Genomic DNA, 23193 nt, shown 5'->3' with positions numbered 1-23193 from the left:
CCATGGCTCTACAACTACAAACTTGACTTTAGATTTAAATAGTGTAATGTATTCTTGCTAAATAAAATCGTTGATTAATTTCGGGAGCATCGTTCTGGTGAGTTGAAGTGATACAACGAAGTGCCTTGTTTAAAGTAATTTCAATGTGTAATAGAATTTCTAATGCATATGGCGGGTTGAACCAAGCTACAAGTGACAAACGCCATTGCAAGCAGTCATACTGCCGGATACCACATTCCGGAAGGTCTACCTTTCGAAGGTAATTATACATACCTCATGCGATTGGCACGTTTATGTTTCAATTTGGCACCTCATATACCTTGAATGATGTTTTATGAGATAGCTGCTTCTCCATGTCCTGATAAAGATGTCAGTTCTGACCATCATCTAAAGGACATCAATTTCTCTATCTTATTTATGCGTACCGAAGGTAGAGGTGGAGGTGATCCCAGCGAGGATTACACAGCCAACCTTAGCATTAGCTCTGGCATATAACAAATCCTCGTTGACGATCCAGGTCCGGAAATAAATACGAAACAAGACTTTGGCCATGCCGACCCATGGATGGCGTATGACCCATAAACTATGGATTGGGAACCATTGATACAATGGTTACTTCAGTATTCATCCGGCAACCTTGTGCTATTGGATGGACACGATTATGAATTCTAACTTTTTATGCCCAATATTGTATATGAATAGCACTTGCCCAGTCAGGATTTTAACTGAATGCGACCATTCCTCCGAACAAAAAAAAATAATTAACATGAAGAATTTACTATTTATTACTTTACTTTTAATGGCAATTACTACAACCGAAGCGCAGCAAGTATTGCCAACCAATAGCAAAGCTCCCAATTTTAAAGCAACTACTAACCACGGAGATGTTATTGATTTATCGGAAATCACCAGGCAGCAACAAATCGTTCTCTTTTTCTACCGAGGCCAATGGTGCCCGTATTGCAACAAACAAATGAGCGAACTACAGGATTCTTTGGATTTTATTACCAACTTAGGCGCTAGGGTCATTGCCATCACGCCCGAAAAACCGGAAGAAGTCGAAAAAACCATTGAAAAAACAGGTGCATCATTTGATATTATTTACGATGAGAACCATAAAATCATGGATAAATACAAGGTGACCTTTAAGCTTCCAAAAACCAAGCACGCCAAGTATAAAGCCTGGGGTATAGACATCAATAAGGCCAGCGGCAATAGCGATTATGCCTTACCCGTTCCAGCCACGTACATCATTGATAAAAACGGTATTATCAAAGGCTCTTTCTTCGATGAGGACTACAAAAAAAGAATGAGCGTTAAAGAGGTTGTTGAAATTTTAAAGAGGTAACCATATTGGGGAAAAATGCGTCTGCGTTCACTTCCCCAGTTTATTTACTTCCCGAAAACTCAAAGCTAACTTCTCTGGAACTCTCAATTGGCATCCCGTTTATCTTGGGAGCAATCCATTTAGTGGCTTTTAATTTTTCTTTGAGCTTTAAAGCAAAATCGGCATCTATCGATAGGTCAGCATCCACTTTAACCACCTCACCTTCAGATGACACAAAAACTTTAACCTGAACTGCCATTTTCTTTTCTATGGTTGGATAAGTTAAACTGCGTTCCATTTTTTTAACGAGTTTTTTCATCCCACCTTCCGGCTCCGGCAGTAGCATATTATCCTTTACAGCACTATCTGAACCTAACCTGGCTTTAGCACGCCCGGCTGCTCCCGAAACTTCCTTTTTCTTCTGGCTCCCGTAACCAGTCACAACAACTTCGTCCATGGCCAGGTTCTGGGATTGCATCACCAGCTCGCCGACACTATCATCTTTGACAACGGCCAACTTATCCTTGAAGCCTATGTATTTAAGTTCTAACACAGCTCCGCTTTTAGGTGCCGAAATTTCAAAGTTCCCCTCCAAATCGGTAACTACACCTTCGTTTCGTAGCGACTCCGAGACTGCATCTCCAACCTTTGAATACATTACCGTAACCCCGGGCAACGGCATTCCTTGCTCATCCACTACCCTGCCCCTGAAAGAAGCCAAAACAGTATCTGGATAGGTACTTGCTATTCCTCTAATTCTAATATCACGAAATTCACGGTCCCCTTCGCCTTCAACCGCACTTACATCCACACCAGCTAATCTGCCTACCAACGCGCGTTCAGCCTTCACGGCCGAATCTTCATAACGTAATGCCATATTTACTTCCGGTTGCAATCCGGTGTCCACCACATCAAGCTTTGCCAATGCCTTGGTCGATATTGGTATTTCTTGCTCTGGCCCTTCAGTTTTCTTATGCGAAAAAGATGCCTCCTTTAATTCACCTACTGGTTTTGTCTGCAGTTCTTCTTCGTTCCTGGCTAACTTTGTTTGCGTGGGTGCGGAGGCTGGTTTCAACAGCATGGAATCTTCCGTTTTAACCTCCTCCTGAAGCTCTATGTTATCACTCACCAAATGAGTCTTTTGCGCTTCCCTATGAATCATGTACAACGTTGTGGCCCCAACCAGAAGCAGAAGCCCGGCGGCAACCCTCATCCACACCGGAACAAGTCTTGCTTTTTTACTGTTTCTCAAACTAGCATGCAACACCTTCAACTCCGTTTCCACTTCCTCCATGCTCTTACCCTGATAACCTTCAACAGCATCCATCAAAAACGGGTCAGCCTCCATCCTGCGCTCAAAAGCATAACGATCCTCCTCAGTCATTTTACGACCAAGATATTTTAATATCTCTTCGATATGACGATCGTTATTTTCCATTATTTTCCAGGCACAGTTTTAAATTCCTCTTTGCGTTTTGAATATAACTCTTCACCTTTTTTACTTCTATCTGCATTTTATCGGAAATTTGCTGATAGGTCAACTGTTGAAAATAAAAAAGTTCGATGCTTTGTTTTTGTGCTTCTTTTAATTTTTCGATGCACGCTCTTAGCGCTTCCTCATTTCTTTCTTCCTCTTCCTTATCAATAGGATGCACCATAAACTCCGATTCCATAATTTTACCCGCCCAAAAATTGCTCTCATCTATCGAAAGCGCTTTATGTTTGGTTTTGCGCAATTGCATCAGGCAATAATTTTTTGTCACCACATATAACCAAGGTTTAAAACTATCTACTTCCCCATTTTTCAAGGAAACGGATATCTTTTCAAAAAGTTGTATGACTGCATCCTGTGCATCATCCTTGTTTTTTAGATACTTTAGGCACACACCATAAATCAGATCCATATAGCGACCATACAATTCCCCCAAAATATCCAGGTCGTTTGTGTCCTTATACTTTTTAATGATCGCCTCATCGGAGGTTTTTATATTTTTACTAAAAATGGATCGCATTGTATTTTAGAATTGTGGATAAATGTATAAAACATCGCTGAAAATTGTTCTCCCAATCTGATTAATTCATCCATTTTATGGAATACGATTTACAAATATTCTATTATACATGTATTGTTTGTCCAACGCCGTTGCAGATCTTCACATTTTAATTGACAAAAGGAAAAAAAACAATATCCTATCTTAAAAAAATATAAATATTCAAGTGCACACCGCTTAACTTTCATGTATTTCTGTACAATTTTCTATTTTTACAATCCATATACCACTTATTAAACGAATAAGGTTCCAAATTTCATGCTCTCCCTTCTTTTACTTTAACATCTGTAACGATGTGCTATGGATTTAGTGTGACTTTTCGAACAATTGCCATTTGAGAACATCATTCATCATTTTTGGCATCCTTATTTATTAAGCATTTAGAGTACTTAATTTATCGTGTTGATAATGAAGCAAATTAATAGAGCCGTAATTTAGAACAGCTTAATTTTATTTAATCTAAATAGTTTGTTAATTTTGCGCATTCTTAAAATTATTATTTAATTAATTTGGCCTTGTTAATTGGTAATGAACCTTAACGATTACAAGTTGTTATGGGGGTACAAGTAAAGGAGAGATTATGGCAGAAGATCAAGATAGAATATTAGAGGAAGTAACCGGTAATGAATATAAATACGGGTTCACTACCGATATCGAAACGGAAACGATTCCCAAAGGGCTGAACGAGGATGTCGTTCGCCTTATATCGGCAAAAAAAAACGAACCCGAATGGATGCTCGAGAATAGGTTAAAAGCTTTCGAGTATTGGAAAATGATGAAAAAACCGGAATGGGCGAAGCTCAAAATTCCAGAAATAGATTTCCAGGACATCATCTATTATGCTGCACCAAAACAAAAACCGCAGCTGGATAGCTTGGACGATGTTGACCCGGAATTAAAGGCAACATTCGACAAGCTTGGAATTCCTTTGGACGAACAGAAGATCCTTTCGGGAGTAGCCGTGGATGCGGTAATGGATAGCGTTTCGGTAAAAACCACGTTTAAAGAAACCCTGGCCGAAAAAGGTATAATTTTCTGCAGCTTCAGTGAGGCAGTGCAGGAGTATCCCGACCTGGTTAAAAAGTATATGGGCTCAGTTGTCCCTTACACCGACAACTTTTTCGGCGCACTCAACAACGCCGTATTTAGCGACGGGTCATTTGTTTACATCCCCAAAGGTGTTAAATGCCCTATTGAATTATCTACTTATTTCAGGATCAACGCGATCAACACTGGTCAATTTGAAAGAACCTTGATTGTGGCCGAAGAAGACAGCTACGTAAGCTATCTGGAAGGCTGCACCGCACCTCAGCGCGACGAGAATCAACTTCATGCAGCCATTGTTGAGATTGTTGCTATGGAAAGAGCGGAGGTAAAATATTCCACTGTTCAAAACTGGTACCCTGGCGACAAAAACGGAAAGGGCGGTATTTATAACTTTGTTACCAAAAGGGCTTTATGCAAAGGTGACTATTCAAAAGTTATGTGGACACAAGTTGAGACAGGTTCGGCCATCACATGGAAATATCCCAGCTGCGTGCTTATGGGCGACCATTCCGTTGGAGAGTTTTACTCCGTTGCAGTTACCAATAATTATCAGCAGGCCGATACGGGCACCAAGATGATTCATATTGGTAAAAACACCCGAAGCCTTATCGTTTCAAAAGGTGTTTCTGCCGGCAAAAGCCAAAACAGTTACCGCGGGTTGGTGAGGGTCAATAAGAAAGCTGAGAATGCACGTAACTTCTCGCAATGTGATTCTTTGTTAATGGGAGATAAATGCGGGGCACACACCTTCCCTTATCTCGAAATAAATAATAGCTCGGCGGTGGTGGAGCACGAAGCTACCACTTCAAAAATTGGTGAGGATCAGATCTTCTATTGCAACACCCGCGGACTCTCAACTGAAGATGCGGTTGGCTTAATTGTAAACGGATATGTTAAAGAAGTCATCAATCAATTGCCGATGGAATTTGCCGTAGAGGCTCAAAAATTATTACAAATAAGTTTAGAAGGTAGTGTAGGGTAATTATTCGTTTTTGAGACAGGAGACTCAACGTTAAAACTTCACATACCTTCAACTTTAAAAACTTTTAACTGGAAAAAGAATGCTAGAAATAAAAGACTTACACGCTAAAATAGAAGACAAGGAAATATTGAGAGGAATCAACCTAACCGTTAAACCAGGGGAAGTTCACGCTATCATGGGTCCCAATGGATCCGGGAAAAGTACATTGTCGTCGGTTCTCGCAGGTAGCGAGGTTTTTGAAGTATCGGAAGGGTCAGCAAGTTTCTATGGTAAAAATTTGTTGGACATGCCGGCCGAAGACAGAGCTCGGGAAGGGTTATTTTACAGCTTCCAGTATCCGGTAGAGATACCCGGAGTTAGTATGGTTAACTTTATGCGTACCGCAGTAAATGAACACCGTAAGTACAACAAACAGAAACCATATACCGCCAGCGAGTTTTTAAAACTGATGCGCGAAAAAAAGAAATTGGTGGAGATCGACTCCAACCTGACCAACCGCTCAGTTAACGAAGGCTTTTCCGGTGGCGAAAAAAAGAAAAACGAGATTTTTCAGATGGCCATGCTTTCACCCAAAGTGGCTATCTTGGACGAAACAGATTCCGGATTGGATATTGACGCCTTACGCATTGTGGCCAATGGAGTTAACAAGTTAAAGTCGAAGGATAATGCTACGATAGTGATTACCCACTATCAACGACTTTTAGATCACATTGTACCGGATTACGTGCACGTATTATATAAAGGTCGAATAGTAATGTCGGCAGGTAAGGAACTGGCGCACGAATTGGAAGAAAAAGGGTACGACTGGATTAAAAAACAATTCGAAGATTAAAGCTAGTAAGCGCAGGAGCTAATACTTGACAATTTAAGCTCAAAATTTCTTGAACATCACAAAAAGGTTTGACAATGAGCATTGTGAGCACAGATTTAAAAACAGAACTAAAATATACTTCTCTTTTTGCAGAAGAAAAGGGCAAACTCAACCTATTGGTTTCCGATGTCATTTCGTCGCAACGAGAAAATGCCATTCAACTGTTTGAGGAAAAAGGCATTCCTACCAAACGGGTTGAAAACTACAAGTACACCAACATGGTACCTCTTTTCGAGGAAGATTATGGGTACGATTTCGAGCACGAAATATTTAAACAAGATCTTTCCGATGTGTTTAACTGCAACGTGCACGATTTGGAGGCGACCACCGTTTACCTTATCAACGGATGGTATTATCGTAAAAATCAGCTGCCCGCCAATTTACCCGAAGGGGTTATCATTGGGAGTCTGGCCGAATGTTCCAAGTCGCATCCCGAACTTTTCGAAGCGCATTATAACCAATATGCCAAAAACGAAGAAGATAGTATGGTTGCCTTAAATACGGCTTTTGCCCAAGACGGATTTTTCATTTACATTCCCAAGGGTACCGTTATTGATAAACCCATTCAGATTGTAAACATCATGGATGCCAGGGAAGATTTAATGGCCTTCCCGCGAAACCTGGTAATTGTTGAAGAAAATGCCCAGGCTAAAATCCTGCTTTGCGAACATACTATTTCCGACAAAAAATACCTGATTTCAGGAGTAACCGAGGCCTGGGTGGGCGAAAATGCCGTGTTCGATATATACAACATCCAAAACCAGCATAACCTGACCACCAACATTTCGTCGGTTTTCGTAAAGCAAAAAAAACATTCCAGTGTACTGACGCACAACCTGACCTTGCATACTGGCGTTACCAGGAACAACATTTACATCCATATGGATGATGAGCATTGCGAGTCGCACGTGTACGGTTTGTTTATTTCGGATAAAAACCAACACGTCGATAATTTCACGTTCATCGATCATGCCAAGCCAAACTGTTACAGCGAGGAATTGTTTAAAGGAGTATTGGACGATGCGGCCACGGCTGCTTTTGCCGGAAAAATAATGGTACGTCCCGATGCACAAAAAACCAACGCATTTCAACGCAACGACAACTTGCTGCTTACCGAAACAGCCAAAATGAACACCAAGCCCATGCTCGAAATCTACGCAGATGATGTGAAATGTTCTCATGGTGCCACCGTGGGACAATTGGACGAAAAAGCCATGTTTTACCTGCGCTCCAGGGGAATTAGCAAAGACGAAGCACGTATATTATTAATGTACGCCTTTGCATATGAGGCTGTTGAAAAAATAAGGGTGGAAGCCGTCCGGGAACAAATCAGGGAACTGGTGGAACATGTGTTCCGAGGCGAACTTAACAAGTGTAGTTCTTGCGTTTTATGCGGACAGGAAGCAGAGCCTGGTTACACTTGCATGTAAAACCTGCTAGTTAGTTACTGTTCCATGGTCACTAGTCAATAGTGTTGGCCAATGACTAAAGACAGATGACTTCCCGTCCAACTTAAATTTTAAGCCACGGGATGTCGTTTCACTCCAAATGACTAATAACTGATGACCAATATAGATATTAAAAAGGTAAGGGCACAATTTCCGATTTTGAACAGCACCATTCACGGCAAGCCTTTGGCCTACTTCGACAATGCCGCTACTACGCACAAGCCAGATAGAGTGGTAAACAAGGTGAAAGAGGTTTACGAAACCTTGAATAGTAATATTCACCGAGGAGTACATTACCTGAGCAATCAGGCCACTTTGGCCTATGAAGAAGCCCGCACCAAAGTACAATCATTTATTAATGCGGCGCATTCACATGAGGTAATATTTACCTCGGGAGCCACAGGAGCGATTAATTTATTGGCCAATTCTTTTGGGGAAACCTATATATCCGAAGGGGATGAGATCATCATTTCGCACATGGAACACCATTCTAACATTGTTCCCTGGCAAATGATGTGCAAGCGCAGAAAAGCCATATTAAAGGTAATTCCCATCAATGGTAATGGAGAGCTAGTTATAGACGAGTTTAAAAAATTGCTTTCTCCCAAAACCAAATTGGTTGCAGTAACCTACGTTTCCAATGCTTTGGGCACGGTTAACCCAATAGATGAAATTATAAAAAACACACATGCCAACAATTCACTAATTATGGTGGATGCATCCCAGGCCGTGCAGCATTTAAAAGTTGACGTGCAGGCCATGGACACCGATTTTATGGTTTTTTCGGGACATAAAATCTACGGTCCAACAGGTACAGGCGTACTGTACGGAAAGGAAAAACTACTGAACGAGATGGAACCCTGGCAAGGGGGTGGTGAAATGATTAAGACGGTTTCGTTTGAGGAGACAACGTACAATGAGCTACCGTTTAAATTTGAAGCGGGTACACCTAATATCGCGGGAGCAATCGGCTTGGGAGAGGCAATCGATTTTGTTTCGGAGTTAGGTGTCGAAAACATTTATGAATACGAGGATGAATTGCTGAGATATGCTACGGAACAATTCATCAAAATTCCGGGCATGAGAATTATTGGCACAGCAAGCAAAAAAGCCAGCGTAATCTCGTTTCTGGTAAACGACATACATCCGTTTGACATGGGTACCATGCTCGACAAAATGGGCTTGGCAGTGCGAACAGGACACCATTGCGCGCAACCCATTATGGATTTTTTTGGTATTCCCGGAACACTACGGGCATCCTTTGCCGTATACAACACAAAAGAAGAAATAGACCGTTTGGTTGAAGGCATCACAAAAATTGCCAAGATGTTCGGATAACACCCATCCGTTAATGACATTGGCGTTCAATTCATCTCGTCTTTAACGCTATCATTGATCGATCGGTATCCATATGCTAACTTAATTAATGGCTATAAGAAAAGGCAACAATTCTCTTTCAAAACCCTCTGACTCTCCCGAATACGTATTCGGGAGAGTCAGAGGGTTTCACTAAGGAGAATTTATAGAATAGAGAGTTTTCTTAGATGCACTAATTATTATAAGTGGTATAATTTATTTTTCCCATCTTTGCACAGACTTTCTTTTGTTTATAAATAAGAGACCATATAAAATGACAATTAAAGAGATACAAGACGAAATAGTTGAAGAGTTTAGCTCGTTTGATGAGTGGATGGACAAATACGCATACTTGATTGAGCTGGGTAACGATTTAGAACCCTATGATGATCAATACCGGGTGGAACAAAATATTTTGGAAGGATGTCAATCCAAGGTTTGGTTGCACGCATGGATGGAAGATGGTAAGGTGTATTATATGGGCGACAGCGACGCCATCATCGTAAAAGGAATTGTGGCTTTGATGATAAGAGCGTTATCCGGTCAAAGCCCTCAGGACATTATCAATAGCGACCTTTCGTTTGTGGATGTAATTGGTTTAAAAGAACACCTTTCTCCAACCCGATCGAACGGATTAGTGGCTATGATCAAACAAATGCGCCTCTTTGCCATAGCATTTAAAGCTCAGCAGGCTTAAACAAAACATTTTGCAAGACTGTTCTCTTATAGATTAGAGACATTAGATTAGAGATAATAGAACAATCCGTTTTATGGAAAATAAATAACACTCGTGTTATGTCAGGCATGGAATTTCGTGTAAGTTGCCATGATTATTGAATTTTTCAAAAAGAGAAAAATTAACCTGAGCCATATTCGTTCTTTTATAATATCCCAATCTATTCATTAAAACAGATGATAGGCAACAAGATAATATAACACGAGTTTATCGCTAATCCTTCATCTAAAAATCTTTACACTATGGACAATGAATTTTTATCAAAAGAAGAAGAGATAGTTAACACACTAAAAACCATATTCGATCCGGAGATTCCGGTGAACATCTATGACTTGGGGCTTATTTATGAAGTAAATGTTAACGAGGAGGGCAAAGCAAACATTGTGATGACCTTGACCTCGCCCAACTGCCCTGTTGCAGAATCAATGCCCGAGGAGGTATTTGATAAGGTCAGCGACCTGGACGGTATCACACATGTCGACGTAAATTTGACCTTTGATCCTCCCTGGACAAAAGACATGCTTTCGGAAGAAGCCTTATTGGAACTTGGACTTCTTTAGAGGTTTCGGATTTCACATATAATATTAATGTGGACGTAATAAAGGAGGCATATAGCAAATTAATTAAGGACAAAGCCAAAGCATTGGGCTTTGATGCATGCGGTTTTACCAAGGCAGAAGCGTTAACTGAGGAAAAGGAGATTTTAAGGGGTTGGTTGGATAATAATAGGCATGGCAATATGCAATATATGGCCAACCACTTCGAAAAAAGAGTGGATCCCTCAATGTTGGTTGAAGGCGCAAAGTCCGTTATTGTGCTATTGACCAACTATACCCCGCAAAAAAAACAAACCGATCCTGATGCTCCCATTATTGCCCGTTATGCCTACGGGCAAGATTATCATCATGTAATTAAAGATAAACTCAAGCTTCTGTTTTCCTATATCCAGGAAGAAATATACCCTGAACTTGAAGGGCGTTATTTTGTGGATTCAGCTCCCGTGCTGGAACGCAGCTTAGGGGTGAAGGCCGGATTGGGCTGGATAGGTAAAAACACAAACCTTATCCATAAAAAACTCGGCAGTTATGTTTTTATTTCGGAGCTCATCATTAATCTCGAGCTTCCGGCATCGGAGCCCATCAAGGACGCCTGCGGTGGATGTACCCGTTGTATCGATGCCTGCCCCACCCAGGCGTTGATTGCACCAAAAACACTCGACGCACGTAAATGTATATCCTATCTTACCATTGAAAACAAGGAAGATATACCGGAAGAATTTGTCGGCAAGATGGAAAACCGCGTTTTCGGTTGCGATATCTGCCAGGAAGTGTGTCCCTGGACATGGAAATCGCGTCCGCACACGAACGAAAACCTGCAACCTGTCACCAAAATACTAGAACTCACCAAAGAAGAGTGGCAAACACTAAACCCTGACACATTCAGCGAAACATTCAGAAAATCAGCGATTAAAAGAGCGAAGTACACAGGTTTAAAGAGAAATATAGATTTTCTCCTGTCAAAAAAACAAAAATAACGACAATACCTTTATACCGAATATATTACATTTGGTATCTGGAATACCTGATTTTTGATGTTTTATGCACAACAACACATTCACAACCTTCACAACGCATTCAAAAGATGGAACCCAATTGCACGGACATTATCTAATGCCTTGCACAGATGCCGTTGCCGTTATTTATTTTATCCATGGGCTTGGCGGACATTCTGGGCGGTTTCTTCAACCTGCATCTTTATTTGCCAAAAAAAATATCGCTTCCATTGGCATTGATTTGAGAGGCAATGGACGTTCGGAAGGGAAAAGAGGCCATACCGATAGCCTCGAAAAATACATGGAAGACATTGACGCTTGCGTGAATTATAGCTCCAGGCTTTTTTCCGATCAGCTACCTAAACTAATAATGGGAAACAGCATGGGCGGAGCCATAGCACTTCATTACGGCATTAAACATAAAAATATGTTTTCGGGCCTTATATTAACCGCACCATGGATAAGACTAACCAGCCCAATCACCAAGGCCAAAATGTCTGTCATGGGCATCCTCGATAAAATAGTCCCCACTTATACATTTTCTTCAAAGGTTAAACCGGGGCAAATTTTAACTGAGAACGAACATCAAATGACAGAAGAATCCGACGAACTTATCCACAAACAAATAACAGCCCGATTGTTAATGGAGATGCACAAATTGGGAAATCAATTATTGGAAAAAGCAGATTGTTATCTTCCAACGTTAGTGCTGCATAGCAAAAACGACCCTGTTACCGATTATGCAGCCAGTCAGGAATTGTGCGGCAAACATTGCCTTTCGTGCAAATTGGTTACCCTGGATTTTTACACCCATGCAGTTCCGTTTGAAGAAAACAACACAGTTTACATTGAAGCACAAAGACATATAGATAAAATTTTAGTAGCCCATGAACAACTTCAGGACTGAAATAAAAGTTGATGAATCTGTTCACAAAATTGAATACGATTCGCAAGTGATGTTCCTGGGATCATGCTTTTCTGATAACATGGGCAATAAATTCAAAGAATATAGACTGCCTGTATTAACAAATCCTTTTGGTGTTATATACAATCCCTTGAGTGTTGCCAACACTTTAAGATCAGTAATAAGAAATAAAACATATACCGAATCGGAATTGCGATACCATAACGATTTATGGTTGAGTTTTGATCATCATGGTTCTTTCTCAAAACCAGATAAAAACGAGACTTTAAGATTAATCAATGACAAATGTCAAATTTCGTACGAATATTTAAAGCGAAGTCGGTTTATTTTTATCACCTTTGGCACCGCTTGGGTGTATCAGTTAAAAGAAACCAACCAAATAGTATCTAACTGTCATAAGTATGCTGCCAGATGTTTTAATCGCTATTTGCTTAACATTGAGGAAATAGTAAACACTTACAAATTATTATTGACAGAATTACTGGTATTTAATCCCGATTTAAAAATTGTATTTACGGTGAGTCCTGTGCGACATTGGAAAGATGGAGCGCATGGCAACCAAATTAGCAAATCAACTTTAATGATAGCGATCAATAACCTATGCGAGATGTTTGAAAGCTGCTCTTATTTCCCTGCTTACGAAATACTTATGGACGACTTAAGGGATTACAGGTTTTATGCCGGGGACATGTTGCACCCTAACAGTACTGCAGTGGAATATATTTGGGAAAAGTTCGAAATATCTTTTTTTTCCACAAGTACCTTGCATTATAAAAATGAGATGCTTAATTTAGAAAAGGCAGTTAAGCACCGTGCTTTGAACCCAGCCACAGACCAGCACCAGCGTTTTCTTAAAAAACAAATCGAAAAAATTGAAAAACTTATGATAACATACCCAAAAACTGATTTTGGTAACGATTTGAATGTATTACGTACTGAAATTATTTAAATTATTATAACAAATCGATAATTAATATAAAATTAAAACCTTTTAACCTGTAAATGTTCTTTTTAACACCATTTGTTCATATATTGGAACATCGTTAATAACTAGTTAATATAATACCCAAACATATTACTATTTTATTTAACACCCCTGTTTTATTAAACTTAATTCTAATGCAATAAACCAAAACAACTAATGTCCTATTTAGCATTTGAAAAATCCAAATTGATTAACCTTGAGCAATCCCTTTTCAAGGAGATACTCAGAACCAACCGAGCCGGTTCTTATTCCAGCTCAAGTATTGTTGGTTGTAACACCAGAAAATATCACGGGCTGTTGGTATGCCCGATTCCTGAATTTGAAATGACCCGGCATGTGCTAGTGAGTTCCATTGACGCTACCGTTGTGCAGCACGAAAAGGAGTTCAATCTTGGTATTAGAAAATACCATGGGAGTCATTACGAGCCTAAGGGGCATAAATATATTCGAGAACTCGATTTCGATATCATTCCCCGCAAGGTATACCGCGTAGGTGGTGTTGTGCTGGCAGTTGAGGAAGTGCTGGTGGCAAAGGAGGAGCAAGTGTTGGTTAAATACACCTTGTTAGAAGCCCATTCGGAAACAACCCTGAAGCTAAAACCTTTTTTGGCCAACCGAAGTGTTCACGAACTAACCCGGCAAAACCTGCAAGCCAATACCAAATACGAAAAAATTCAAAACGGCATTAGCATACAGATGTACCCTAACCTGCCTAAGTTGTCTATTCAGCTATCCAAGGAAAATGAATTCGTGCCGATTCCGGATTGGTTTCGCGGCATAGAGTACTTTAAAGAAGAAAGGCGCGGTTACGACTATAAAGAAGACCTTTATGTACCGGGCTATTTCGAAGTTGAAATCAAAAAAGGTGAAAGTGTAATTATTTCAGCTTCTACCAACGAACAAAAAACGGGTGGTTTTAAAGCTAAGTTCAACAAGGAAGTTGAAAGGCGTATACCCCGCGACGGAATGTACAACAACCTCTTAAATTCTGCTTCCCAGTTTTTTGTGGACAAAGGAAATGTGACGACAATGGTAGCAGGATATCACTGGTACAAAAAGAGATTGCGCGACACATTAATCTCAGCCCCGCTTTTAACGCAGGCCTTGGAAGATGACGAATTATTTGAAAAAGTGCTGGCTTCTTCAGCTAAGGAGATTAAAGCAAGCATCACGGATAAATCCCTAACTGACATCAAGGAAGCGGATACTCCGCTGTGGTTTTTCTGGACCCTTCAACAGTGTTGGGGCAAATCGTGTATCAAAGATCTTTGGAACAAATACAAAGATCTGTTAGTATCTATTATTAATGCGTACAAAAAAGATAGATACGACAATGTAACAATGCTCGAAAATGGGCTCATCTATTCGTCCGACGATAAACATCCGCTTACCTGGATGAACGGAATGTGCGACGGAAAGCCTGTGACACCGCGCAACGGAATGTGCGTGGAAGTGAATGCCCTATGGTACAATGCCCTGTGCATGACCGTGCAATTGGCCAAAACAAGTAAAGACAATAAGCTGGCCAGTGAACTTGAACCGCTTGCCGAACAAGTTAAAGAATCTTTTATAGCTACTTTTTGGAACGATGACGAGCAATATCTGTACGATGTAGTAAACGGAGACAGCAAGGACTCTTCTGTAAGGCCCAACCAGGTTTTTACAACCGCATTTGCCTATTCGCCTTTGAGTAACGAACAGAAAAAGTGCGTTCTTGATGTTGCAAAACATCAATTGGTTACACCTAAAGGACTAAGAACCCTGTCCCCCCAGAATCCTGCATACATGGGAGTAACAGATGGCTTTGCCAATATACGTGAGTTTGGTATTCACCAAGGTGCAGTATGGCCGTGGCTGGCCTCTTTCTATGCGGAAGGATATCTGAAACTTCATAAACAAGGGGGAATCAGCCATATCAAACTTTTGGTTGACAATTTCGAAGAAGAAATGGTGAATCACTGCATAGGCACTTTATCCGAGTATTACGACGGCAACCCTCCGCATATGGGTAAAGGTGCAGTAAGTATGGCCTGGAACGTGGCCGGAGTTCTTAAAATTCTTAAACTAATCGAAAAATATAGCTAATATGAGGGTATTAATGTTTGGCTGGGAGTTTCCTCCTCATATTACAGGTGGACTCGGCACAGCTTGTTATGGTTTAACAAGAGGTTTGTCTCACGTGAAGGATTTAGATGTTTTATTTGTGGTACCTAAGGCCTATGGCGACGAAGATCAAAGCGCCATTAAACTAATGGGTGCCAATAATGTATCTATCCGTCAGAGAAAAATCGATCTGAAAAAATTTGAAAAAGAAATGGACTACATCGAGGTGGATACGCACATCATACCTTATGTAGACCCTGAAGAATACTGGAAACTGACAAAACTGAAAGTTGAAGGCGAAAAGAAAATAGTACAAACGAACGAAGAGGGCAAGATTGATTTCTCGGGTAAGTATGGTGCAGACCTGTTGCACGAGATCTCTAACTATGCGCTGGTTTCCAGCGTGATTGCGCAGGAGAATGAGTTTGATGTGATACACGCCCATGATTGGCTGGCCTATCCGGCCGGAATAGCGGCAAAAGAGGCTTCGGGCAAACCCCTGGTGGTGCATGTGCATGCTACCGACTTTGACCGAAGCGGAGGAAGTGTGAACCCGACGGTTTTCGAAATTGAAAAAAGAGGGTTAGATGCTGCCGACCGCATAATTACGGTAAGTAACCTCACGAGAACCACGGTAATCGAAAAATATGGTATCAATCCTGACAAGGTAGTAACCGTGTACAATGCCGTCGAACCCAAAGATATGGAAACGGAATTACCGTTTAAAAAGAACAAAGGTGAAAAGGTAGTTACTTTTTTAGGTAGAATCACCATGCAAAAAGGCCCTGAATATTTTATCGAGGCAGCTTACCGTGTCCTTCAAAAAATGGACAATGTGCGGTTTGTCATGGCAGGCAGTGGAGACATGATGGAAAAGATGATCCGTAGGGCAGCAGAACTTAAAATTACCGATAAATTTCACTTTACAGGATTCCTGAAAGGGGAAGATGTTTTTACCATGTTGCGCATGAGCGACCTGTATGTTATGCCTTCGGTTTCTGAACCATTTGGTATTTCACCACTGGAGGCCATGCAAAGCAATGTGCCGGTACTCATCTCATACCAATCGGGAGTGGCCGAAATATTAAACCATGCGATAAAAACAAATTTCTGGGACATTGACGCCATGGCCGATGCCATGTACGGTGTATTAAAATACCCATCACTGTCCAAGATGTTTATCCATCATGGCAAAAGCGAAGTTGAATCCTTAAAATGGGAAGATTCGGCTCTTAAAGTGAAAGAAGTATATGACTCTGTTGCCCAAACAGAAGTTAACTAACCTAAAAATCTACACATAATATGAAAACTATCTGTTTATATTTCCAGGTTCATCAGCCATTTCGTTTCCGTCGCTATAGATTTTTTGATATAGGTAACGACCATTATTATTATGATGACTATTCAAACGAGAGCATCCTACTGAAGATAGCCGAAAAAAGCTACCTGCCAACCAATGAGTTACTACTTAAACTTATTAAGGCAAATAAAGACAAGTTTAAAGTGGCCTTTTCGCTGTCGGGGATTGCCATCAAGCAATTTCAATTATATGCCCCGGAGGTTATTGAGAGTTTCCAAAAACTGGCTGCCACCGGCCAAGTGGAATTTTTGGCCGAAACCTATTGCCACTCACTGGTTGCCCTGAAGGACAAAAAGGAATTTGAGCGCCAGGTAAAACAGCATGGCGACATGATCAAAGAGCTTTTTGGCCAGAAACCTACCGTTTTTAGGAACACAGAGTTAATCTACTCCGACGACATGGGCGACATGGTATACAAAATGGGTTACAAGGCCATGCTTACCGAAGGAGCCAAGCATGTGTTAGGATGGAAAAGCCCTAACTACCTATATTGCAACAGCATCAATCCAAAACTAAAAGTTTTGCTTAAAAACTTTGTACTTAGCGATGATATTGCATTCCGTTTCGGAAACAAAGACTGGAACGAATGGCCCTTAACGCCCCAAAAGTATACCCAATGGCTGAAGGATGTTGATCCCAAAGCCGAAGTAATCAATTTGTTTATGGATTACGAAACCTTTGGTGAGCACCAATGGAAAGAAACCGGTATTTTTGAATTTCTGGAAGGATTGCCCGAAGAGATTCTTAAACACAAAGAATTATCTTTCTCTACACCTTCGGAAGTGGCGGACAACCTGCAACCGGTTTCGGCGATTAACGTCCCGTACCCTATTTCGTGGGCCGACGAAGAACGCGATCTTACTGCCTGGTTAGGAAACGAAATGCAGGAAGAAGCGTTTAATAAGTTATATGATTTGCTTCCTAAAATTAAGAAATGCGATGACGCAAAACTGAATGACGACTGGATTTACCTTCAGGCAAGTGATCACTTCTATTACATGTGTACCAAGTACTTCTCCGATGGGGATGTGCACGCTTATTTCAACCCGTATGAATCCCCTTATCAGGCATTTATCAATTACATGAATGTATTGAGCGATTTTACCCTAAGGCTGAATGCGGAAGTACCCGAAAATTCACAGGAAGAATCCATTTCGCACCTCACCAGTATCCTAAAAGAAAAAGAGGACAAGATTGCACAACTTGAGGCCAGTCTGAAAAAACTACGCGCCAAGAAAAAGAAAAAATAAAAATACCTGTAAAAATTATTAGTAATCGATTAAATCGAGAAATTATGAGCATCAAAAAGCAGTTTTTAAAAAGTAAACCTGAATGTAAGGTTACATTTAAATTCGAGAAAAAACCAGACCTTACTCCAGAGTCTGTAAAAGTTGTTGGAGATTTTAATAATTGGGACAAAAACACAGAACCCATGAAACCATTGAAATCGGGTGATTTTACGCAAACCATTAACCTTAACAGTGGTTCGCAGGTGCAATTCCGTTATTTGGTGAACGACAGCTTTTGGTTAAACGATGACCAAGCCGATGGTTTTATCGATGCCGGCATTGGCGACTCGGAAAAAAACAGTTTATTACAACTGTAATGTATTAATTATTGCTAAAGAGGATACCCCTTTAAATGGCTATCGAAGGGGTAACCTCTATTTTTTTTATACGGTTTGAAACCACAATTACTATTTTATCTATTGCAGAAATGAGTAACAACTATTTAAAACCCGACTATGTTTTTGAAACGAGCTGGGAAGTGTGTAATAAAATGGGCGGTATTCATACCGTTTTATCAACCAAAGCCTTAACCTTGATTGAGCACTTCGGGGACAATATGATCTTCATTGGCCCCGATTTTTTAGGAGGCCCACAAAACAAAGAGTTTGAAGCGGACGACTCGCTTTTTCCTGAATGGAAAGAAATTTTAACCAAGGAAGGTCTGCGCGTCAGAACGGGAAGATGGAAGGTCGTAGGCCGCCCAATAGCACTCTTAATCGACTTTAGTACCTTTATACCACAAAAAAACGATATCCTGGCCCGATTTTGGGAGCTGTACAAAGTGGACTCAATTTCCGGACAGTGGGAATATATCGAATCAACGCTGTTCGGATATGCTGTGGGTAAAGTTATCGAAAGCTTTTACAAATGCTACCTGAACATTAACCATAAAGTTATCGCTCATTTTAACGAATGGATGACAGGAAGTGGAGCGCTATATTTAAAGAATGCACTTCCCCAGGTGGCTACAGTTTTTACCACACATGCAACGGTTGTTGGACGTTCTTTGGCAGGAAACGGAGCGCAATTATATGATCACCTGCACACCTTTAATGCAGACATATGCTCGCATGATCTTGGGGTTGCGGCCAAGCATTCGGTTGAAAAAAAATCCGCACAAAACGTTGACTGTTTTACAACAGTATCTGACATTACGGCCAAAGAATGTGCCCAATTTATGGAACGGAAAGTAGATGTTGTTACCCCCAATGGCTTCGAAAAAGATTTTGTTCCTCCCAAAGAAGAATTTGATAAAAAGCGAGCGAATGCCCGCAAGCAATTGAGAAAAGTATCGGAAGCATTGCTTGGATACAAACTGTCCGACAATGCCCTTTTTATCGCCAATAGCGGAAGGTATGAATACAGAAACAAAGGTATCGACGTTTTCCTGGATGGCTTAAAACACCTGAACGAAAAGGACGGTGTCCATCGCGAAAAAGTTGTTTTTATTTTGATCCCTGCCAACAACTACGGTGCACGTAAGGACTTAATTGCCAAACTCAACGGTGAAAGTACCGAAGAGCTCGAAAACCCATTTTTAACCCATGGCCTTAACGACCTGGGCTACGACCCTATCATCAACAAATTACAAGACATACACCTTAATAACGAAAAGGATGATACGGTTAAGTTAATTTTTGTACCCTCATACCTGAAAGGCAACGATGGCATTTTCAATTTGCCCTATTACGACATCCTTATCGGGATGGACCTAACAGTATTCCCGTCGTACTACGAACCTTGGGGCTATACACCACTGGAAAGTCTGGCTTTTAGTATACCTACCATCACAACTAACCTGGCCGGATTTGGAATTTGGGCCACACAATATTCCAGCAAAATAAAAGATGGTGTAGCCGTAATTGAACGTAACGACCACAACACAGAGGAAGCTGCTCATGAGATAGCCAGTACCATTGCTGAATTTGCCGCTAAATCGGAAACTGAAGTAGAGCAAATCAGGCAGAAAGCAAAAGATATCTCTTCAAAAGTTGATTGGGATATTTTAATGGAATACTATTTAAAGTCCTATGATTTGGCCCTGAACGCTGTCAAAAACCGTCAGGATCAGATTGGTGAAATCAAACAAGAAAAGCGTATCCGCATAAAACCCGAGAAATCGTCGCTCCCGGTTTGGAAAAAGCTGCTTGTAAAATCCAGGCTGCCTGAAAGAATTCAGACGTTAAGTGAACTGTCCCAAAATTTATGGTGGACCTGGAATTACCAGGCAACGGAGTTGTTTGAATCTATTGATAGGGAGGTATGGCTGAACTGTGGCAAAGACCCCATTAAATTACTGGAGCGCGTTAGTTACGATTATTTGTTGGAACTTTCCGAAAAAACCGACTTTGTTGAAGAGCTGGATAACGTGTATGCGATGTTCCGCCAATATATGGACAGGCCGGAGAAAACAGATCCATCAATTGCCTACTTCAGCATGGAGTATGGAATCAACGACACCCTAAAAATTTATTCGGGTGGCCTAGGCGTATTGGCAGGCGACTACTTAAAAGAAGCCAGTGACTCTAACGTCAACATGACTGCCATTGGTCTATTGTACAGGTATGGATATTTCCGCCAGTCGCTTAGCGTTCATGGCGACCAACAAGCCAATTTCGACAAGCAGGAATTTTCGACCCTTCCGTTGACCGAAGTAAAAAATGAAGACGGAACCCCTTTGGTACTAAAGATGTCTGCTCCCGGCAGAACTGTTTATGCTCGTGTTTGGCGCGCCGATGTGGGTAAAATCCCGCTGTACTTGCTCGATACCGACCACGAGTCAAACAGTGAGGGCGATCGTAATGTTACCCATAGTTTATATGGCGGGGATTGGGAAAACCGGTTGAAACAGGAAATATTATTAGGAATAGGCGGTATTCAATTGTTGGATACATTAGGCATTAAAACCAATCTTTTCCATTGTAACGAGGGACACGCAGCATTAATCAATGTTTCGCGCCTGATGAAATACATCAAAGCTAAATACTCATTCCCTGAAGCCATGGAATTGGTTAGAGCCTCTACCTTGTTTACAACCCATACGCCTGTTCCTGCAGGACATGATAAGTTCGACGAGGATTTAATCAGGGTATATTTCCGTCATATTCCTGAAAGGTTACAAATTTCGTGGGAAGAGTTTATGGCACTGGGTAGGGAAAACCCCAACGATGAGCATGAGAAATTCTCGATGAGTGTATTGGCCGTAAAAACATCGCAGCAAATAAACGGGGTTAGCTGGTTGCACGGAGAAGTTTCCAGAAACATGTTCCAAAACCTTTGGAAGGGATTCTTCCCCGAAGAGGTGCCCATTGGACATGTAACCAACGGAGTTCACTTCGGAACATGGACCTCGAGCGATTGGCAAAGGTTGTACGAGAAAAACTTTGACAACAAATTCAAATCTGACCTATCTAATAAAGATTATTGGCGACAAATTCAAAATGTAGCTGACGAGGATATCTGGAAAGTTAGGACCGGCCTTCGCACCAAGCTAATCGACTTTGTTAAAAACCGGATGGAGAAAAATATGTCGAGCAGTCATGCCGACCCGTCTCATATTCTCGAAGTTCTGGATTCCATGGACAACAACGCCTTAACCATTGGTTTTGCCAGAAGGTTTGCTACTTACAAACGCGCACACCTGTTGTTTACCGACGAAAAGCGTTTAGCTGAGATTGTGAACAACCCCGAAAAACCGGTTCAATTTATCTTTGCCGGAAAAGCGCACCCAGCCGATGGCGGTGGTCAGTCCTTGATTAAACATATTGTTGAGATATCTAAAAAACCCGAATTCCTGGGCAAGATTATTTTTCTTGAAAATTATGACATGGAATTGGCCAAAAGACTGGTTAGTGGTGTAGATATTTGGCTGAACACCCCTACCCGACCTCTTGAGGCTTCCGGTACCAGTGGCGAAAAAGCAGAGATGAACGGGGTGCTTAACTTTAGTGTATTGGACGGATGGTGGTACGAAGGTTACCGTGAAGGTGCCGGATGGGCCCTTTCCGACAAAAGAGTCTATGACAACCAGAACTTTCAGGATGAGCTGGATGCCGCCACTATCTACAGTATGTTAGAGAACGAGATTGTTCCTCTATTCTACGACAAAAACGAATATGGAATCTCCACGGAATGGGTTCAGTACATCAAAAACTCCATTTCGGAAATAGCGCCAACATATACTACCAAGCGTATGATGGACGATTATCTGGATCGTTTCTATTTGAAGATGGACAGCCACCTCAAAGAACTTGTATCTGATAATTGTAAGAAAGTTCATGATGTTACCAATTGGAAACGAAAGGTAAAATCCAACTGGAACGAAGTTGAAGTGGTAAAAATTGAGATGCCCGATATCTATGAGCGTCAATTGGGAATAGGCGATACCTATCAAATCAACCTGGTGATTGACTTAAAATCCCTTGAAGGAATTGATTTGTCGGTACAAGCAATTTTTGCGGATGTAAACGATGATGGGACAGCCAAGATGTTGAGCTTAGAGCAGTTTGTGCTTGAAAAGACCGAAGGTTCATTGCTTTATTATTCTTTGAACCACAAATTGAATATACCGGGTGTATACAACTACGGTATCCGAATGTTCCCGGTCAATAAAGAATTGTCCGTTCAAACTGATATGTGCTGTGTAAGATGGATCTAACAAATCGGTTCATTGGTCATTGGTCAGCTGGAACAAAGCGACATTCCGACGCATGAAATCTATTTCTGTTGGTATGTCGTAAGCGATGACAGATAATTAGACCAATAAATGGCGTAAATGTTGTGACTAATGTAAAAATATGCCCAACCGATAATATCGGTTGGGCTTTTAGCTAAGTTAACTCTAATCTATTAACGCCACCTTTTACAGACTATGAAAAAATTAGAATTATGGGTTTAAGATCCTCCAATTAATGCAAAAATGGATGGATGTGGAGCATCTTTCAACTTCAGTGATGAATACTACAAGTTATTCCTGTTTCCCTATGAAATTAACACTTGGGACAATGCCGATCGATTAACAATAGCGTTAAATATGAAATAAATCTAACGCTAACATCATAGACGAATCGGGATTACCCGTTGAAGACTATCTCTTTATCTGTGCTATTAATTTTTGAGATGAAAAATGGCTGGGTTATGACCGTGGGAGCGACTCTTTTGG

18 protein-coding genes are annotated in these 23193 nt (G+C 41.0%); 16 read left to right on the top strand and 2 right to left on the bottom strand.

Annotation, left to right across the window (positions count from 1 at the left end; all coding sequences use genetic code 11):
- The first annotated feature begins 324 nt into the window (after positions 1 to 324).
- Together ACRD64_RS13065 and ACRD64_RS13060 are read left to right on the top strand one after the other, a co-directional pair.
- Positions 325 to 495, top strand: coding sequence for a hypothetical protein (locus ACRD64_RS13065; protein WP_430933825.1), 171 nt, complete (start codon positions 325 to 327; stop codon positions 493 to 495).
- 271 nt (positions 496 to 766) lie between these two features.
- On the top strand, positions 767 to 1348 hold the full coding sequence (locus tag ACRD64_RS13060; protein ID WP_430933824.1) for a peroxiredoxin family protein: 582 nt from the start codon (positions 767 to 769) through the stop codon (positions 1346 to 1348).
- Positions 1349 to 1388: 40 nt separating this feature from the next.
- On the opposite strand, the gene ACRD64_RS13055 is transcribed toward ACRD64_RS13060, so the two are convergent.
- Complete coding sequence (locus ACRD64_RS13055) at positions 1389 to 2765, bottom strand: carboxypeptidase-like regulatory domain-containing protein (protein WP_430933823.1); 1377 nt, start codon at positions 2763 to 2765, stop codon at positions 1389 to 1391.
- On the bottom strand, positions 2755 to 3339 hold the full coding sequence (locus ACRD64_RS13050) for an RNA polymerase sigma factor (protein WP_430933822.1): 585 nt from the start codon (positions 3337 to 3339) through the stop codon (positions 2755 to 2757). Before ACRD64_RS13050 ends, ACRD64_RS13055 begins: the two co-directional genes overlap by 11 nt.
- A 619-nt stretch (positions 3340 to 3958) precedes the next feature.
- Here ACRD64_RS13050 and sufB point away from each other — a divergent pair.
- The 14 genes from sufB (at position 3959) to glgP (ending at position 22689) form a co-directional block, all read left to right on the top strand.
- Complete coding sequence (gene sufB, locus ACRD64_RS13045; RefSeq protein WP_430933821.1) at positions 3959 to 5407, top strand: Fe-S cluster assembly protein SufB; 1449 nt, start codon at positions 3959 to 3961, stop codon at positions 5405 to 5407.
- Positions 5408 to 5486: 79 nt separating this feature from the next.
- The gene (sufC, locus tag ACRD64_RS13040) at positions 5487 to 6239 is read left to right on the top strand and encodes a Fe-S cluster assembly ATPase SufC (protein ID WP_430933820.1); all 753 of its coding nucleotides are present in this window, start codon (positions 5487 to 5489) and stop codon (positions 6237 to 6239) included.
- 74 nt (positions 6240 to 6313) lie between these two features.
- Positions 6314 to 7708: a Fe-S cluster assembly protein SufD gene (sufD, locus tag ACRD64_RS13035; RefSeq protein WP_430933819.1), complete on the top strand. Its 1395-nt coding sequence runs from the start codon at positions 6314 to 6316 to the stop codon at positions 7706 to 7708.
- A 132-nt stretch (positions 7709 to 7840) separates the two neighbouring features.
- Complete coding sequence (locus tag ACRD64_RS13030) at positions 7841 to 9064, top strand: aminotransferase class V-fold PLP-dependent enzyme (protein ID WP_430933818.1); 1224 nt, start codon at positions 7841 to 7843, stop codon at positions 9062 to 9064.
- 292 nt (positions 9065 to 9356) lie between these two features.
- Positions 9357 to 9779, top strand: coding sequence for a SufE family protein (locus ACRD64_RS13025; protein WP_430933817.1), 423 nt, complete (start codon positions 9357 to 9359; stop codon positions 9777 to 9779).
- Positions 9780 to 10060: 281 nt separating this feature from the next.
- Positions 10061 to 10378 (top strand): iron-sulfur cluster assembly protein, encoded by a 318-nt coding sequence (locus ACRD64_RS13020; RefSeq protein ID WP_430933816.1) that lies wholly within the window; start codon positions 10061 to 10063, stop codon positions 10376 to 10378.
- Between the two features lie 29 nt (positions 10379 to 10407).
- Entirely contained in the window at positions 10408 to 11352 is a 945-nt protein-coding gene (gene queG / locus ACRD64_RS13015; RefSeq protein ID WP_430933815.1) for a tRNA epoxyqueuosine(34) reductase QueG, read from the top strand.
- A 64-nt stretch (positions 11353 to 11416) separates the two neighbouring features.
- Positions 11417 to 12277 carry an alpha/beta fold hydrolase gene (locus ACRD64_RS13010; RefSeq protein ID WP_430933814.1) on the top strand — a complete coding sequence of 287 codons (861 nt, stop codon included), beginning with the start codon at positions 11417 to 11419 and terminating at the stop codon, positions 12275 to 12277.
- Complete coding sequence (locus ACRD64_RS13005) at positions 12258 to 13244, top strand: GSCFA domain-containing protein (RefSeq protein ID WP_430933813.1); 987 nt, start codon at positions 12258 to 12260, stop codon at positions 13242 to 13244. The genes ACRD64_RS13010 and ACRD64_RS13005 overlap by 20 nt, the downstream gene beginning before the upstream one ends.
- A gap of 192 nt (positions 13245 to 13436) precedes the next feature.
- Entirely contained in the window at positions 13437 to 15365 is a 1929-nt protein-coding gene (locus ACRD64_RS13000; RefSeq protein WP_430933812.1) for a glycogen debranching enzyme N-terminal domain-containing protein, read from the top strand.
- A gap of 1 nt (position 15366) precedes the next feature.
- The gene (locus tag ACRD64_RS12995; RefSeq protein ID WP_430933811.1) at positions 15367 to 16665 is read left to right on the top strand and encodes a glycosyltransferase family 4 protein; all 1299 of its coding nucleotides are present in this window, start codon (positions 15367 to 15369) and stop codon (positions 16663 to 16665) included.
- 20 nt (positions 16666 to 16685) lie between these two features.
- Entirely contained in the window at positions 16686 to 17993 is a 1308-nt protein-coding gene (locus ACRD64_RS12990) for a glycoside hydrolase family 57 protein (protein ID WP_430933810.1), read from the top strand.
- Positions 17994 to 18037: 44 nt separating this feature from the next.
- The gene (locus ACRD64_RS12985) at positions 18038 to 18349 is read left to right on the top strand and encodes an isoamylase early set domain-containing protein (RefSeq protein ID WP_430933809.1); all 312 of its coding nucleotides are present in this window, start codon (positions 18038 to 18040) and stop codon (positions 18347 to 18349) included.
- A 110-nt stretch (positions 18350 to 18459) separates the two neighbouring features.
- On the top strand, positions 18460 to 22689 hold the full coding sequence (gene glgP, locus ACRD64_RS12980) for an alpha-glucan family phosphorylase (protein WP_430933808.1): 4230 nt from the start codon (positions 18460 to 18462) through the stop codon (positions 22687 to 22689).
- The last annotated feature ends 504 nt before the right edge of the window (positions 22690 to 23193 follow it).

It is taken from the genome of Saccharicrinis sp. 156 (genome assembly GCF_050589685.1).
Lineage (GTDB): Bacteria > Bacteroidota > Bacteroidia > Bacteroidales > Marinilabiliaceae > Saccharicrinis.
This window is presented reverse-complemented; position numbering and strand designations above follow the sequence as displayed.

Bases quoted from the DNA above. Each gene is read 5' to 3' on its own strand.
- ACRD64_RS13065 (WP_430933825.1), top strand. From the start codon at position 325: ATGATGTTTTATGAGATAGCTGCTTCTCCATGTCCTGATAAAGATGTC.
- ACRD64_RS13060 (WP_430933824.1), top strand. From the start codon at position 767: ATGAAGAATTTACTATTTATTACTTTACTTTTAATGGCAATTACTACA.
- ACRD64_RS13055 (WP_430933823.1), bottom strand. From the start codon at position 2,765: ATGGAAAATAACGATCGTCATATCGAAGAGATATTAAAATATCTTGGT.
- ACRD64_RS13050 (WP_430933822.1), bottom strand. From the start codon at position 3,339: ATGCGATCCATTTTTAGTAAAAATATAAAAACCTCCGATGAGGCGATC.
- sufB (WP_430933821.1), top strand. From the start codon at position 3,959: ATGGCAGAAGATCAAGATAGAATATTAGAGGAAGTAACCGGTAATGAA.
- sufC (WP_430933820.1), top strand. From the start codon at position 5,487: ATGCTAGAAATAAAAGACTTACACGCTAAAATAGAAGACAAGGAAATA.
- sufD (WP_430933819.1), top strand. From the start codon at position 6,314: ATGAGCATTGTGAGCACAGATTTAAAAACAGAACTAAAATATACTTCT.
- ACRD64_RS13030 (WP_430933818.1), top strand. From the start codon at position 7,841: ATGACCAATATAGATATTAAAAAGGTAAGGGCACAATTTCCGATTTTG.
- ACRD64_RS13025 (WP_430933817.1), top strand. From the start codon at position 9,357: ATGACAATTAAAGAGATACAAGACGAAATAGTTGAAGAGTTTAGCTCG.
- ACRD64_RS13020 (WP_430933816.1), top strand. From the start codon at position 10,061: ATGGACAATGAATTTTTATCAAAAGAAGAAGAGATAGTTAACACACTA.
- ACRD64_RS13010 (WP_430933814.1), top strand. From the start codon at position 11,417: ATGCACAACAACACATTCACAACCTTCACAACGCATTCAAAAGATGGA.
- ACRD64_RS13005 (WP_430933813.1), top strand. From the start codon at position 12,258: ATGAACAACTTCAGGACTGAAATAAAAGTTGATGAATCTGTTCACAAA.
- ACRD64_RS13000 (WP_430933812.1), top strand. From the start codon at position 13,437: ATGTCCTATTTAGCATTTGAAAAATCCAAATTGATTAACCTTGAGCAA.
- ACRD64_RS12995 (WP_430933811.1), top strand. From the start codon at position 15,367: ATGAGGGTATTAATGTTTGGCTGGGAGTTTCCTCCTCATATTACAGGT.
- ACRD64_RS12990 (WP_430933810.1), top strand. From the start codon at position 16,686: ATGAAAACTATCTGTTTATATTTCCAGGTTCATCAGCCATTTCGTTTC.
- ACRD64_RS12985 (WP_430933809.1), top strand. From the start codon at position 18,038: ATGAGCATCAAAAAGCAGTTTTTAAAAAGTAAACCTGAATGTAAGGTT.
- glgP (WP_430933808.1), top strand. From the start codon at position 18,460: ATGAGTAACAACTATTTAAAACCCGACTATGTTTTTGAAACGAGCTGG.